This is a genomic window from Saccharibacillus alkalitolerans (assembly GCF_011090185.1).
Classification (GTDB): Bacteria; Bacillota; Bacilli; order Paenibacillales; family Paenibacillaceae; genus Saccharibacillus; species Saccharibacillus alkalitolerans.
Window position 1 is genome coordinate 67,884 of sequence record NZ_JAAFGS010000001.1, and the last position, 14,578, is coordinate 82,461.

General features: G+C 57.4%; 12 protein-coding genes. 8 read left to right on the forward strand and 4 right to left on the reverse strand.

Annotation, left to right across the window (positions count from 1 at the left end; genetic code table 11):
* The first annotated feature begins 10 nt into the window (after positions 1-10).
* The 8 genes from GYN08_RS00290 (at position 11) to ptsP (ending at position 9,143) form a co-directional block, all read left to right on the forward strand.
* Entirely contained in the window at positions 11-337 is a 327-nt protein-coding gene (locus tag GYN08_RS00290; protein WP_166271377.1) for a hypothetical protein, read from the forward strand.
* A gap of 159 nt (positions 338-496) precedes the next feature.
* The gene (locus tag GYN08_RS00295) at positions 497-1,036 is read left to right on the forward strand and encodes a protease (RefSeq protein WP_166271379.1); all 540 of its coding nucleotides are present in this window, start codon (positions 497-499) and stop codon (positions 1,034-1,036) included.
* 1 nt (position 1,037) lies between these two features.
* Positions 1,038-2,618, forward strand: coding sequence for a flotillin family protein (locus tag GYN08_RS00300; protein WP_166271381.1), 1,581 nt, complete (start codon positions 1,038-1,040; stop codon positions 2,616-2,618).
* 250 nt (positions 2,619-2,868) lie between these two features.
* Positions 2,869-3,720 (forward strand): YitT family protein, encoded by an 852-nt coding sequence (locus tag GYN08_RS00305; protein WP_166271383.1) that lies wholly within the window; start codon positions 2,869-2,871, stop codon positions 3,718-3,720.
* Between the two features lie 99 nt (positions 3,721-3,819).
* Complete coding sequence (gene glcT / locus GYN08_RS00310; protein ID WP_166271385.1) at positions 3,820-4,656, forward strand: glucose PTS transporter transcription antiterminator GlcT; 837 nt, start codon at positions 3,820-3,822, stop codon at positions 4,654-4,656.
* A 296-nt stretch (positions 4,657-4,952) separates the two neighbouring features.
* Positions 4,953-7,019 (forward strand): glucose-specific PTS transporter subunit IIBC, encoded by a 2,067-nt coding sequence (gene ptsG / locus GYN08_RS00315; protein WP_166271387.1) that lies wholly within the window; start codon positions 4,953-4,955, stop codon positions 7,017-7,019.
* Positions 7,020-7,162: 143 nt separating this feature from the next.
* The gene (locus GYN08_RS00320; RefSeq protein WP_166271389.1) at positions 7,163-7,438 is read left to right on the forward strand and encodes an HPr family phosphocarrier protein; all 276 of its coding nucleotides are present in this window, start codon (positions 7,163-7,165) and stop codon (positions 7,436-7,438) included.
* Positions 7,431-9,143 carry a phosphoenolpyruvate--protein phosphotransferase gene (gene ptsP / locus GYN08_RS00325; RefSeq protein ID WP_166271391.1) on the forward strand — a complete coding sequence of 571 codons (1,713 nt, stop codon included), beginning with the start codon at positions 7,431-7,433 and terminating at the stop codon, positions 9,141-9,143. Before GYN08_RS00320 ends, ptsP begins: the two co-directional genes overlap by 8 nt.
* 412 nt (positions 9,144-9,555) lie before the next feature.
* Here ptsP and def read toward each other — a convergent pair whose 3' ends face one another.
* From def to gcvT, 4 genes are all read right to left on the reverse strand, one after another.
* A complete protein-coding gene (gene def, locus GYN08_RS00330; RefSeq protein ID WP_166271393.1) occupies positions 9,556-10,149 on the reverse strand; it encodes a peptide deformylase in 594 nt (197 codons plus the stop codon).
* 265 nt (positions 10,150-10,414) lie between these two features.
* Positions 10,415-11,935, reverse strand: a complete 1,521-nt coding sequence (gcvPB, locus tag GYN08_RS00335) for an aminomethyl-transferring glycine dehydrogenase subunit GcvPB (protein ID WP_166271395.1) — start codon at positions 11,933-11,935, stop codon at positions 10,415-10,417.
* The gene (gene gcvPA, locus GYN08_RS00340) at positions 11,932-13,287 is read right to left on the reverse strand and encodes an aminomethyl-transferring glycine dehydrogenase subunit GcvPA (protein WP_166271397.1); all 1,356 of its coding nucleotides are present in this window, start codon (positions 13,285-13,287) and stop codon (positions 11,932-11,934) included. Before gcvPA ends, gcvPB begins: the two co-directional genes overlap by 4 nt.
* Positions 13,284-14,468: a glycine cleavage system aminomethyltransferase GcvT gene (gcvT, locus tag GYN08_RS00345; protein ID WP_166271398.1), complete on the reverse strand. Its 1,185-nt coding sequence runs from the start codon at positions 14,466-14,468 to the stop codon at positions 13,284-13,286. Before gcvT ends, gcvPA begins: the two co-directional genes overlap by 4 nt.
* Between the last annotated feature and the right edge of the window lie 110 nt (positions 14,469-14,578).

Genomic DNA, 14,578 nt, shown 5'->3' on the forward strand with positions numbered 1-14,578 from the left:
TTCGATCGTCATGTCTTACGGCGAATCCGGAGGAGAGCTTCGGCAGGCGGATGAAGAACAAATTTTGCCGATCGAAGAGCTGCTGTACGGCCCGTATTCCGGGGAGCCGTCTTTGCTGCTTACGCTCAGCGAACTTCCCGCGACCATGGAGGAGGGCGAAAGCCGTTCGGTCGACGGCATCGACATGCAGATCGCCCGGGCGCCGGACGGAAGCCTGCACGCGATCGCGAGAGCGGCCGATGTCACCTATACGCTGCAGTCCTCGACCGAGCCGGCCTACGACGAAGATCGGATGCTGGACATATTGGCGAAAATAGCGCGCGGAACAAGCGAATAAACCAATTCGAGATCCCGCCGCCCGAAAAATGAAACCGAATCGGCAATCAACCGTATGTAATCTTATACTCATTTGGAAAAGCTCTGAAGTCTCGCCGTTTTTTGCGCCGAGCTTCCGAGTCCGGATGAGCACCTTCAATCGCGTAGGAGGGATGCGAAAATGGAAACGCTCTATTTGGGCTGTCTGGCGGGCGGCGCCTTGTTTGCGCTGATCAGCGTTCTGTTCGGGGATTGGATCGGCGACGCGCTCGGCGGTGCGTTCGACGCGCTGTCGTTCGAGTTCCTGCAGCCGATCGTACTCGCCGGTATGGTGACCGTTTTCGGAGGAGCGGGTATCCTGATCGAGCGCTATGCGAATCTAACGCCCGCTCTGGGGATGACAGCGGCGGTACTCTGCGGGTTGGCTTCAGGCCTGCTGCTGTACTTCGGCTACGTCAAACCGATGCGAGGAAGCGAGAATTCGGTGGGCTACTCGATGAACGACCTGGTCGGAAAGATCGGGGAGATTACCGTTCCCGTGCCGGAAAAAGGTTATGGCGAAGTCATGGTGCACATGGGCGGCTCGGGCAACACGCTGCATACGGCGTTCAGCTTCGACGGCGATTGGATTCCGTCGGGCGTCCGGATAGTCGTCATCGACGTTGTAGACGGCACGCTTGGCGTAAGCGAACTCGACAAACAAGAAAAGGGGTTGGAGTAAGATGGGGATTTTTGATCAAATTCCGGATTATATGCTGATTCCGGGTATCGTAGTGGTGGTACTGCTCGTACTGGGGCTTGCTTTCTGGGCGCGTTACAAAACGGTCAGTACCGACGAGGCGATGGTGGTGACGGGCTCGTTCCTCGGCAGCAAAAATATTGCCGACGACGAGGCCGGACGTAAGATCAAAATCGTGCGCGGCGGCGGCGCTTTTATTCTTCCGGTCTTCCAAAAAGCCGAGTATCTCTCGCTACTGTCGCATAAGCTGGACGTGACGACGCCGGAAGTGTACACGGAACAGGGCGTTCCCGTGCTGGCGGACGGGGTGGCGATCATCAAGATCGGCAGCTCGACCGAAGATGTGGCGACCGCTGCCGAGCAGTACATGGGCAAGCCGATCGAATCGCTCAAAGCGGAAGCCCAGGAAGTGCTCGAAGGGCATCTGCGTTCCATTCTCGGTTCCATGACGGTTGAAGAAATGTACCGCAACCGCGACCGGTTCGCGCAGGAAGTGCAGAGCGTGGCGGCCCGCGATTTGAAGAAGATGGGCCTGCAGATCGTGTCGTTCACCATCAAAGACGTGCGCGACAAGCACGGCTACCTGGAGTCGCTCGGCAAGCCGCGGATCGCCGCGGTCAAGCGCGACGCGGAAATCGCCGAAGCGGAAGCGATCCGGGATTCCCGTATCCAGAAAGCGCGCGCCGAAGAAGAAGGCCAGAAAGCGGAACTGATCCGGGATACGAATATCGCCGAAGGTCAAAAAGAGAAAGAACTCAAGGTCGCGGCGTTCAAGCGCGAACAGGATACGGCTAAAGCCGATGCCGACCAGGCGTATATGATCCAAGAAGCGCGGGCCAAGCAGATCGCGGTCGAAGAGCAAATGCGCGTCGAATTGGTGCGTAAGGACCGCGAAATCGACCTGCAGGAGAAAGAAATTCAAGTTCGTCAGAAGCAGTACGACGCGGAAGTGAAAAAGAAAGCCGACGCCGACCGTTATGCCGTCGAAGTCGCCGCGGAAGCCGACAAAGCTCGCCGGATGCGCGAAGCCGACGCGATGCAGTATTCGATCGAAACGCAGGCCAAAGCGTCCGCGGAGCAGAAGCGCCTTGACGGGATCGCGTCCGCCGATGCGGAACGCGCCAAAGGTACGGCGGAAGCGGAAGTCATCCGCCTGCGCGGCCTGGCGGAAGCCGAAGCGAAGGAGAAGCTGGCGGAAGCGTTCAAACATTACGGCGAAGCGGCGATTCTGGACGTTATCGTCAATATGCTGCCGGAGCTGGCCGGCAAAATCGCCGAACCGATCGCGTCCGTCGACAAGATTACGGTCGTGGACACGGGACGCGGCGAAGGCGGAGGCGCGTCGCGCGTAAGCGGCTATGTGACCGAACTGATGGCGACGGCGCCGGAGATGCTGAAGAGCGTATCCGGGCTCGACTTGGAGCAGATGATTCAGAACTTGACCGTAGGCGGCAAAAACAAAGGCCCGAGCGACGCCGCGGTCGAAGCGAAGCTGGCGGCCGACCGGACGGCGGTAAGCACGCTGCCTCGCCCAGAGCGTCCGTCCTCCGACGGGGAAGCCTAATGTTGGGACGGTCGATCGCATCCTTTGGCGAGCCGATCTTCCGCCCCGTCCGACGATCGTTCGCGCACATCGTTTGCACCGTTTTCGAATAAGTATGCATGAAGAGCCGAAAGCCCCATTTTCCCAGAGAAAATGCGGGTTGACGGCTCTTTTTTTTATGGGATAGAATTAGGGGATTGCGTGCGCACGTATAGGTTTTGGGAGGTGCGCCCTGCGGACGAATTGCCGGAAAAAGGACGGGAATAAATCTATGGAGAAAAAAGCAGTGACCAAAACGATTACCGACGTCGCTTTCATTGCGCTCGGCGCCTTCATTTTTGCGCTGGCGGTCAATCTTTTCGTCATCCCGAACGACTTTGGCGAAGGCGGAGTCACAGGCGTCACGATCATTCTGTTTTACGCGTTTCATTGGTCGCCGGGTCTGGTCAATCTGATCATCAACTCGATTCTGCTGGTGGTAGGCTATCGTTTTTTGGATCGGAAGACGGTTATTTATACAATTTTGGCGGTCGGCTTCAATTCCTTGTTCCTGCATCTGACGGAGAGCTGGGACATCCAGTCGACGGAAAAAACGGTCAACGCGATTTTTGCGGGCATTTTCGCGGGGATCGGAATCGGCATGATCGTGAGGGTAGGCGGCACGACCGCGGGAACGGTCATTCTGGCCCGGCTCGCAAACAAATATCTCGATTGGAATATCAGCTACGGGCTGCTGTTTTTCGACGTCGTGGTGGCGATCGCGTCGCTGACGGTAATCAAGGTGGAAAACTTTATGTTTACCATCGTGCTTCTGTATGTCGGAACGAAAGTAATGGACTTTATCATCGAAGGCTTGAACCCGAAAAAGGCGGTCATGATTATCTCCAAACATCAGCACACGATCGCGGAACAGGTGAATCTCGTGATGGATCGCGGAGTGACGGTGCTGTCGGGGCACGGATTTTATACGAAAGAAGCCAAAGAAGTCCTGTACATCGTCATCAGCAAACAAGAAGTGTCGCAGCTTAAAAAGATCGTCAAAGAAGCCGACAAAGACGCTTTCGTGACCATTCACGATGTGCGGGACGTGTTCGGCGAAGGGTTTGTGGATATCTCGCATTAAAGGCGGCTGAAAGCGTTTCGCAAGATTGAAGTTTAAGCATATTTTTGATAATCTATTCGGCATAGCGAATTGAGAACACAGAGGAGCGAAAGCAAGCGGATGCAGGTGTCCAAAGTATTGAACAACAATGTCATTATCGCGGACGACCCGCAGTACGGCGAAGTGGTCGTCATCGGCAAAGGCATCGGTTTCGGACGCGCCGAGCGCGATCATATCGACTCCGAAGCGGCCGAAAAGATGTTTATTTTGCGCAGCCGGCGCGAGCAGGAACAGTACAAACAGCTGCTGCCGCAGGTCGACGAAAAACTGATCGAGGTCATGAACGAAGCGATCCGGACCATCGGCAATCGCATTTCCTCGCCGCTTAACGAGCACATCCACGTCGCGCTTACCGACCATATCGCTTTTGCGCTCAAACGAATGGAAAAAGGGCTTACGTTCCAAAATCCTTTTTTATACGAGACAAAAGAAATATATCCGGAAGAATACGAGCTGGCGGAGTACGTCGTCAATTTGATCGAGGATCGGCTCGGCACGTCGCTGGGTCCCGACGAAGTCGGTTTTGTCGCTCTGCATATTCACAGCGCGATCACGAACCGTCCGATTAACGAAGTGCGGGTCCATTCGGAATTGATCTCGGATCTGGTCGAACTGATCGAGCAGAATCTGGACGGCGGGCTGAACCGGACGAGTCTCGATTACTCGCGGCTGCTGACCCACCTGCGTTTTGCTATCGAACGGATCTGCCGCGGGGAAGAAGTTCGGGCGACCGACCGGCTGGCGGAACTGCTGGCACGCGAGTATCCCGAAATGTATTCGCTTGCCTGGAAGCTGACGAAAGTCATGGAGAAAAGGCTGGGACTGCCGGTTTATCAGGCGGAGGCCAGCTATCTGACCGTTCATCTGCAGCGTTTGGCGGAAAGAGAAGGCCTATAATTTTTATTTGTGAAAGGGCTTGCCAACTGCTGAAAGCGGTGCTATAATGACCCACGTAAGCCAACCGAATACGATCTTTGTAACGATGTGTCACTGATACGATCAGGCATGAATCGCTACGGAGAATAAAAAGCATACTCACAAGGGCGAAGCTGTACCCGGGAGCCCGAGTTGAGAGTATTCCTTTTATTTTTCGTACGTTCATGCCTTTTTTGCGTTCGGATACGGAGATATCGTTCAAGATCTGGTTAAAATGTAATGAAAAAACATCACATACAAAGAGGGAGTTGCATTCAATGTTCAAACAACTATTCGGCCTCCTGCAGCGAGTCGGCAAAGCGGTTATGCTTCCGGTCGCCATTCTGCCGGCCGCGGGTCTGCTGTTGGCGATCGGCACGCTGCTCGTCAGCCCGGACTTCCTGGAACTGGCGCCTGCGCTCGACGTGCAGTGGGTACAATCGGTAGCAACCGTGCTGATGAAGGCGGGCGACATCGTCTTCGCCAACCTGCCGCTGTTGTTCGCGGTCGGGGTAGCGGTCGGCTTATCCGACGGGGAAGGCGTAGCGGGCCTCGCGGCCATCGTCGGCTTCCTGATCATGAACGTGACGCTGGGCGTCGTCGTCGGCGTAACGCCGGCCCTGACCAGCGAAACGGGACTGGGATACGCCAGCGTGCTGGGCATTCCGACGCTGTCGACCGGGGTATTCGGCGGTATTATAATCGGCATACTGGCGGCGGTCATGTACAAAAAGTTCTTCCGCATCGAACTGCCTTCTTATCTCGGCTTCTTCGCGGGTAAACGTTTCGTTCCGATCATGACGGCCGCGACTTCCATTCTGGTCGGCCTGCTGCTCGTCGTGATCTGGCCTCCGATCCAGCACGCGCTCAACTCGCTGTCGAACGTGATGATCAACGGCAACCCGACATTGTCGGCTTTCATCTTCGGCTGTATCGAACGCGCGCTCATTCCGTTCGGTCTGCACCATATCTTCTACTCGCCGTTCTGGTACGAGTTCGGGGAATACGTCAACAAAGCCGGAGAAGTGTTCCGCGGCGACCAGCGGATCTTCATGGCTCAAATGCGCGACGGCGTGGACTTTACGGCCGGCATGTTCATGACCGGTAAATTCCCGTTCATGATGTTCGGTCTTCCGGCTGCGGCATTGGCGATCTACCATGAAGCGCGTCCGGAACACAAGAAATACGTAGCCGGCATCATGGGTTCGGCTGCTCTGACTTCGTTCCTGACCGGTATCACAGAGCCTCTGGAATTCTCGTTCCTGTTCGTGGCTCCTGTCCTGTTCGGTATTCACGTGATCTTCGCGGGTCTGTCGTTCATGACGATGCAAATTCTCGGCGTCAAAATCGGTATGACCTTCTCCGGCGGCCTGATCGACTTCCTGCTGTTCGGGGTGCTGCAGAACCGCACGCCTTGGTGGAACGTTATCATCGTCGGCTTGATTCTGGCGGTTATCTACTACTTCGGATTCCGCTTCGCGATTCGCAAGTTCAACCTGAAGACGCCGGGCCGCGAGGAACCGACGGAAGAATCGGCGAACGCCGCGGCGGGCAAGGGAACGGCGGGCGAACTGCCGCAGAACATCCTGTCGGCGCTCGGCGGACGCGAAAACATTTCGAACCTCGATGCCTGCATCACGCGTCTTCGCGTTCAAGTCAACAACGTCGGCAGCGTCGATAAGGACCGCCTGAAAAACCTCGGAGCGGCGGGCGTGCTTGAAGTCGGCAACAACATCCAGGCGATCTTCGGTACCCGTTCGGACACGATCAAATCGCAGATCCAGGATATTATGGCGGGACGCACTCCGGTAGAAGCTCCGGCCGCCGCGGTCGAGCTTCCGGAAAAGAACGCCGAAGCTTCGGATGCCGCGGAAGCGGTCAACGTCCTGGACGAAGAAATCATCGTGTCGCCGGCCAACGGCGAACTGCAGGACATTTCGAACGTGCCGGATCCGGTCTTCTCGCAGAGAATGACGGGCGACGGATTCGCGGTGCTCCCGTCGGACGGAAACATCGTATCGCCGGTCAACGGCACGGTGTTCAACGTCTTCCCGAGCAAGCACGCGATCGGCATCATGTCCGAAGCGGGCAAAGAAATTCTGGTTCACATCGGAGTGAACACCGTTAAACTCAAAGGCCAAGGGTTTAATGTATTGGTAGCGGAAGGCGATGCCGTCATGGCCGGACAGCCGATTCTCGAAGTCGACCTGGCTTACGTACAGGAGCATGCTCCTTCGATTATGACTCCGGTCATCTTCTCGAATCTGCCGGAAGGCGCGAAAGTGACCCTGCTCAAGACGGGAACCGTCAAGGCGGGCGAAGAGAAGATCGTATCGATCAAGTAAGCCGAAGCCGTCCGGAATTGTGGAACAGTAAAGCACGCAAAAGAAGTTAATACAGCAAATAGCAGGCAAGCGTGCAAAATGCAGGCAGGTAAGCTATAATAAGTATGGTTACTTTAAAAAAGGACAATTGGAGGAACTCAATCATGGAAAAAACATTCAGAATCGTAGACGAAGACGGTATCCACGCACGCCCGGCAACGGCGCTGGTTAATACGGCTAACAAATTCAAATCGACGGAATCGTTCGCGGAAGCCAACGGCAAGCGCGTAACGCTGAAATCGATCCTGGGCGTTCTGTCCCTGGGCCTGGAAAAAGGTTCGACACTGACTCTGATCACGCAGGGGGAAGAAGAAGCGGAAGCTTTGAAAGCTCTGGAAGACGTGATGGTCGGAGAAGGTCTGGGCGAAGTCAATGCTTAACATTTCCGGAATCGCGGCTTCGGCCGGCATCGCCATTGCCAAAGCTTTTCGCCTGGAGCATCCGGATTACACCGTAACCCAGAAAACCGTTAAAAACGCGGAAGCGGAAGTGGCAAAGCTCGACGACGCCCTGGCGAAGTCGCAGGTCGAACTTGAACGCATCAAGGAACGCACTCTGCAGGAACTGGGCGCGCAAAAAGCCGAGATCTTCGAATCGCATCTGCTGATTCTGAACGATCCCGAGCTGATCAGCCCGGTCAAAGACATGATCATGAACGATCAGGTCAATGCCGATTACGCGCTGAACGAAACGTCCAAGCAGTTCGTGTCCATGTTCGAGAACATGAAAAGCGCGTATCTGCAGGAGCGTGCGGCGGACATGCGCGACGTAACGAAGCGCATCCTCGGACACCTGCTGGGCCTGAACGTGCAAAATCCGGCCGAAATCAGCGAAGAAGTCATCGTCATCGCCGAAGACCTTACGCCTTCGGACACGGCGCAGCTGAACCGCAAATACGTTAAAGGCTTCACGACGAACATCGGCGGTCGCACGTCGCACTCGGCTATCATGGCCCGTTCGCTCGAAATCCCGGCTATCGTCGGAACGAAGAACGTCATGGAGCAGGTGCAGCCGGGCGATATGGTGATCGTTGACGGTCTTGAAGGCAACGTGATCGTGAATCCTAGCGAAGAAGTCATTGCCGAATACCGCGAGAAGCAGGCGAAGTACGACGAACAGCGCGCCGAATGGCGCAAACTTCGCGAAGAGCCGACCGTCTCCACGGACGGGGTTCACGTCGAACTGGCAGCCAACATCGGCACGCCGAACGACGTGGCCGGCGTTCTCGATAACGGCGGCGAAGGCGTAGGCTTGTACCGGACCGAGTTCCTGTACATGGGCCGCGACAAGCTTCCTTCCGAAGACGTCCAGTACAACGCCTACAAGACGGTACTGGAGAAAATGGAAGGCAAGCCGGTCGTCGTTCGCACGCTCGATATCGGCGGCGACAAGGAGCTTCCTTACCTTGACCTGCCGAAAGAAATGAACCCGTTCCTGGGCTTCCGCGCCGTGCGCTTGTGCCTGGATCGCACGGACATCTTCCGTACGCAGCTGAGAGCGCTGCTGCGCGCAAGCGTCCACGGCGATCTGCGCATCATGTTCCCGATGATCGCGACCCTGGTCGAGTTCCGTCAAGCCAAAGCGCTGCTTGAAGAAGAACGCGCCAACCTGAAGAGCGAAGGCATTGCCGTCGCGGACGACATTCAGCTAGGCATCATGGTCGAAATTCCTTCGACTGCGGTCCTGGCCGATCAATTCGCGAAGGAAGTCGACTTCTTCAGCATCGGTACCAACGACTTGATCCAGTACACGATGGCCGCGGACCGTATGAACGAACGCGTGTCGTACCTGTACCAGCCTTACAACCCGGCGATCCTTCGCTTGGTCGACATGGTTATCAAGGCCGCTCACAAAGAAGGCAAATGGGCCGGCATGTGCGGCGAAATGGCCGGCGATTCCGTTGCCATTCCGCTGCTGCTCGGTCTGGGTCTCGACGAATTCAGCATGAGCGCCACTTCCATCCTGCCGGCGCGCAGCCAGATCTCCAAACTGTCCCGCGCGGACATGCAGGAACTGGCCGCCAAGGCTTTGGAATGCTCGACGGCCGAAGAAGTCGTGGCTCTGGTCGAAGCGATTCAAGTTTAAGTTAGACGCATTTCGTATCATCCGCATCGAATGTACGATCTCTGTCGCTCCGGCGTGCGCGCCGAGCAGTTTGGCACGCCGCAGCTGCGTCCGTCCGGTTCCCCTCGAGGAGCCGGATTTTTTTGCGAGTTTGTATGAATGCGGAGATCTACATGAGAACCTGCAGGTAAACAATCGCACAAAAGTAAAAGTGGAAATCAGCTACGTCCTCGGCGGCCGGTCCAAATCCTACAGCAGCGAATTCTCTTTATCCAATTATCAAACGCCTTTCAGCAGCACAGGCCCCCAGATCGTGACGCTTGATAGGAAATCCGAAGGTTAAACGGCAAGCAGCAGAGGAATTCTGTTTTTCATTCCTCCTTTCCCAAAACAAAAAGAACCGGCATTCGGCCGGTTCTTTTTGTTTTCCCTTTTACCATAAACTCTGGATATCCACGCCCGTCGGTTCCTGCTGCGGGTTTTTCGCGTTGATATGATCGTAGAACATGACTCCGTTCAGGTGATCCAATTCGTGCTGCATGACGATGGCGGGATAGCCTTTCAGTTTCAGCAGCATTTCTTTGCCGTTCTCGTCGTAAGCTTTGAGCTTGATCTTCTCGTAGCGAGGCACGATGCCTTCGACCTCGCGGTCGACGGACAGGCAGCCTTCGCCGTCCGGCAGATACGTCATGGCCGCGGAATGGCTGACGATCTTCGGATTGAACAGCTTATATTGGTACAGCGTCGGATTTTCTTCCTCCATGACGTCCGTGAAGAGCACGGCGAACATGCGGCGGTCGAGACCGACCTGGTTGGCGGAGATGCCCACGCCCGGACGCAGCCCGTACTTCTCGGCCAGTTCGTCGTCCTGACTTTCGATCAAATAACGCATCATGGCGTCCATGGCATTGCGATCTTCGTCGGAGAGCGGAAACTTCACTTCCTCGACTTTGCGGCGCAAAATCGGATCGCCTTCGCGGACAATATCGTTCATGGTGATTCGGTAATTTTTATCGGTGAGTGACATAATCGCAGCATACCTCGTCTTCCTGAAAATTTTGTGGAAAATGCCGCCGGATTTCGCGCTGCGCGCTGCCGGACGGACCTTCTTCTATTATGAAGTCAACGGAGGCAAAAGAAAAGCCGCTTTCCCGGAAAAGAGGGGAAGCGGCGGTAAAAAGCGAGATGCGGCGCGGCAGAGGGGCCGAAGAGGCAGTCGGCGTCCCGCCGGATAGCTTTGCTTTGATCGCCGACAGGCAGGCGGCCTCGCGAAGCACCGTCCGTACCGATAATCAGCTGCAGGCGCAGTTCAGCACCGGCTTGCGCGCGGCGTTCGTCTCGTCGAGACGGGTAACCGGCGTCGTATACGGCGCGTTCAGCAGCAGCTCCGGATCTTCTTCGGCTTCCTTGGCGATGCGGATCATCGTATCGATGAAGCCGTCGAGCGTTTCTTTGCTTTCCGTCTCGGTCGGCTCGATCATGATGCATTCCTCGACGTTGAGCGGGAAGTAGATGGTCGGCGGGTGGTACCCGAAATCGAGCAGCCGCTTGGCGACGTCGAGCGTGCGCACGCCGTATTTTTTCAGGCCGCTGCCGCTCATGACGAATTCGTGCTTGCACGGGCCGGCAAACGGAACTTCGTAATAATCTTTCAGGCGGGCCATCATGTAGTTGGCGTTCAGCACGGCGCATTCGGACACGCGGCGCAGGCCTTCCGGTCCGTAAGTGCGGATGTAGGCATAAGCGCGGACGAGAATGCCGAAGTTGCCATAGTACGCTTTGACTCGTCCGATCGACGCCTGGGAAGGATCGGCGAATCCGTACGATCCGTCTTCGAGCTTTTCGACCATCGGAGCGGGCAGGTAAGGAACGAGGATCGACTTGACGCCGACCGGACCCGCGCCCGGGCCTCCGCCGCCGTGCGGCGTGCTCATCGTCTTATGCAGATTGAGGTGAACGACGTCGAAGCCCATGTCGCCGGGACGGGTAATGCCCATGATGGCGTTGGAGTTGGCACCGTCATAGTACAGCAGGCCGCCCGCTTCGTGCACGATCCGGGCGATTTCGACGATCTGCTCTTCGAATAATCCGAGCGTGCTCGGGTTGGTCAGCATCAGCGCGGCCGTGTCGGAACCGACGGCGGCGCGCAGCGTATCCAGATCGACCATGCCTTTGGCATTCGAAGGAATGGTTACCGTCTCGAAGCCGGCCACGGTCGCGCTGGCCGGGTTGGTGCCGTGCGAAGAGTCCGGCACGATGACCTTGGTCCGCTGATGTTCGCCGCGTTCTTCATGGTAGCTGCGGATCATCATGAGGCCCGTCCATTCGCCGTGGGCGCCGGCGGCCGGCTGCAGGGTAACGGCATCCATGCCGGTCAGCGCGGCCAGGTCGCTTTGCAGCGTATGCATCATTTCCAGCGCGCCCTGCACGCTCGATACCGGCTGATACGGGTGGATCTTGGCGAAGCCGGCGTAGCGGGCCACGTCTTCGTTGATTTTCGGATTGTATTTCATCGTGCAGGAGCCGAGCGGATAGAAACCGTTGTCCACCCCGAAGTTGCGGCGGGACAATCCCGTATAGTGGCGGATAACGTCGACTTCGTACACTTCCGGCAGCGCGGCGGCATCGGTACGTTTGAATTCGGCGGGGAGCCAATCGGCGGCTTCCTCTTCGCTTACGGGCACGTCGCATTCCGGCAGGGAATAGGCGACCCGGCCGGGCTGGCTGAGTTCGAAAATCAGGGCACAGTCTTCCTTCGTTCCGGTATTCGTTTCCGGCGTCGGATTCAGCTTGGAATCGAGGCTCGTGTTCATAGACTTCCCTCCAAAATTTCCGCGAAGCGGTCGATGTCTTCTTTCGAACGTTTTTCCGTTACGGCAATCAGCATGGCGCTTCCCAGTTCCGGATATTCGCGGGACAGGTTATATCCGCCGATAAAGCCTTCTTCCAGCAGCTTTTCGTTCAGCGCGTCCGTATCCGTGCCTTCCGGAAGCGTCAGGACGAATTCGTTAAAGAACGGGGAAGTGAAGGCGAGCGTCACGTTTTTGATCGCGCCCAGCTGCTTGGCGGCATAGTGCGATTTTTTCAAGTTGAGCTCACAGACGTCGATCAGTCCCTGGCGTCCCATGACGGATAGATAGACCGAAGCGGACAGCGCCAGCAGCGCCTGATTGGAGCAAATATTCGACGTCGCCTTGTCCCGGCGGATATGCTGCTCGCGCGCCTGCAGCGTCAGCACGAAGCCGCGTTTGCCGTTCTTGTCGGTCGTCTGGCCGACGATCCGTCCGGGAATTTTGCGCATAAGCGCCTTCGATACGGCGAAGTAGCCGCAGGTCGGACCGCCGAACGAGCCCGAGATGCCGAGCGGCTGCGCGTCGCCGACGGTAATATCCGCGCCGAGCCGGCCCGGCGCTTCCAGCAGACCGAGCGACAGCGGGTTGGCGCTGACGACCATCAGGCCTTTCTGGGCATGGACCAGATCGCCGATCGCTTTGACGTTCTCGACGGCGCCGAAGAAGTTCGGCGACTGCACGAGCACGGCGGCCGTCTCGCCGTCGATCAGCTCTTCGAGCTGTTTCAGGTCCGTCACGCCGTTGTCGAAGCCCGCTTCGACGACTTCGATGCCGAGACCGTAAGCGTAGGTGCGCACGACGGCGCGCGTTTCCGGATGAACGGTGCTCGCGATGACGATCTTTTTGCGTCTTGTCGCCCCGCTGGCGAGCGAAGCCGCTTCGGCCATCGCCGTCGCGCCGTCGTACATGCTGGCGTTGGCGACTTCCATGCCGGTCAGTTCGCAGATATAAGACTGGAATTCGAAGATCGCCTGCAGTTCGCCCTGGCTGACTTCCGGCTGATAAGGCGTATACGCCGTGTAAAATTCGGAACGGGAGATGACGTGGTTGATCACGACCGGAACCTGATGGTCGTAGAGCCCCGCGCCCAGGAAGCTGGCGTAGCGGTCGCTGTCGGCGTTCTTGCCGGCGAGCCGCGTCATGTGGCGCAGCAGGGCGGCTTCGTCGAGCGCGGAAGACATCGGCAGCGTGCCTTCGTAACGGACGTTTTTCGGGATATCGACGAACAGGTCCTCCATGCTTTCCGCGCCTACGGCGGCGAGCATGTCGCGTTCGTTCTGTTCGGTCATCGGAATGTAGCGGTGCTTCTTCAAGGCGTATTCACTCCCTTTTCGGATTCGTTTTGCGTATCGGCCGAGCCGGCGTTCGCTTTGGATATCATTTCTTTATGAGCGGGCGTATTTTTATAAAAAGGGGCTTTGACGATTTCGGCTTTCAGCTTTTTGCCGCGAATCTCCACTTCGACTTCCGTGCCGATCGACGCGAACTCCGTTTCGATCAGCGCCAGCGCCAGATTGCGCTTAAGCGTAGGCGACTGCGTGCCGGTCGTCACTTCGCCGATCTGGCGGCCTTCGGCGAATACCGGATAATGCGAGCGGGCGATGCCGCGGTCGATCATCTCCAGGCCGACGAGCTTGCGCGGCACGCCGGCTTCCTTCTGGGCGGCCAGCGCTTCGCGGCCGACAAAGTCGCCTTTGCCGAGCTTCACGAAGTAGCTGAGGCCGGCTTCGAGCGGCGTAATGTCCGCCGACAGCTCTTGGCCGTACAGCGGCAGCTTCGCTTCGAAGCGAAGCGTGTCGCGCGCGCCGAGTCCGCACGGCAGCAGGCCGAATTCTTCGCCGGCGGCGATCAACGCACGCCAGATTCCGGCCGCTTCCGCGGAGGAGACATACAGTTCGAAGCCGTCTTCGCCGGTATAGCCGGTGCGGGAGATCAGCGCCGGCGCGCCGCCGACGGCGCCCCGCCGGATAAAGCGGAACGGCTTCAATTGCTGCAGCCCTTCCGTATCCGAGACCTTTTGCAGCACTTGCAGAGCGGCAGGCCCCTGCAGGGCGATCAGGGCGGTGTCGCCGGATACGTCCCGGAATTCGATGCCCTGCGGCAGACGGCTCTTGATCCAATCCGCGTCTTTGTCGAGATTGCCGGCATTGACGACCAGCATATACTGCTCTTCTTGCAGACGGTACACGATCAGATCGTCCACCACGCCGCCGTTTTCGTAGCACATAAAGGTATATACGGCCTGTCCGTCTTCGAGCGCGGCGATGTCTCCGGTAGTCAGGCTGGAAATGAAGCCGCAGGCGCCTTCGCCGCCGAGCATGAATTCGCCCATATGCGATACGTCGAACAGTCCCGCGCGCTCGCGCACGGCCTCGTGTTCTTTTTGGATGCCATAAAACTGGACGGGCAGCTCCCAGCCGCCGAAATCGATGCAGCGGGGTTCGCCGGTTTCCGCGTACAGCGGATAGAGCGGGGTTCGCTTAAGGGAAGTCATCGTTAGCATTCTCCTCGTACTCGGATTTGGTTGTGCCGTTCTCGCTTTTGCAGGGCGCGAAAAAAGGACAGGTCCCCAAAGACCGGCCTCTTTTCCGCGAAGGAAAAGAA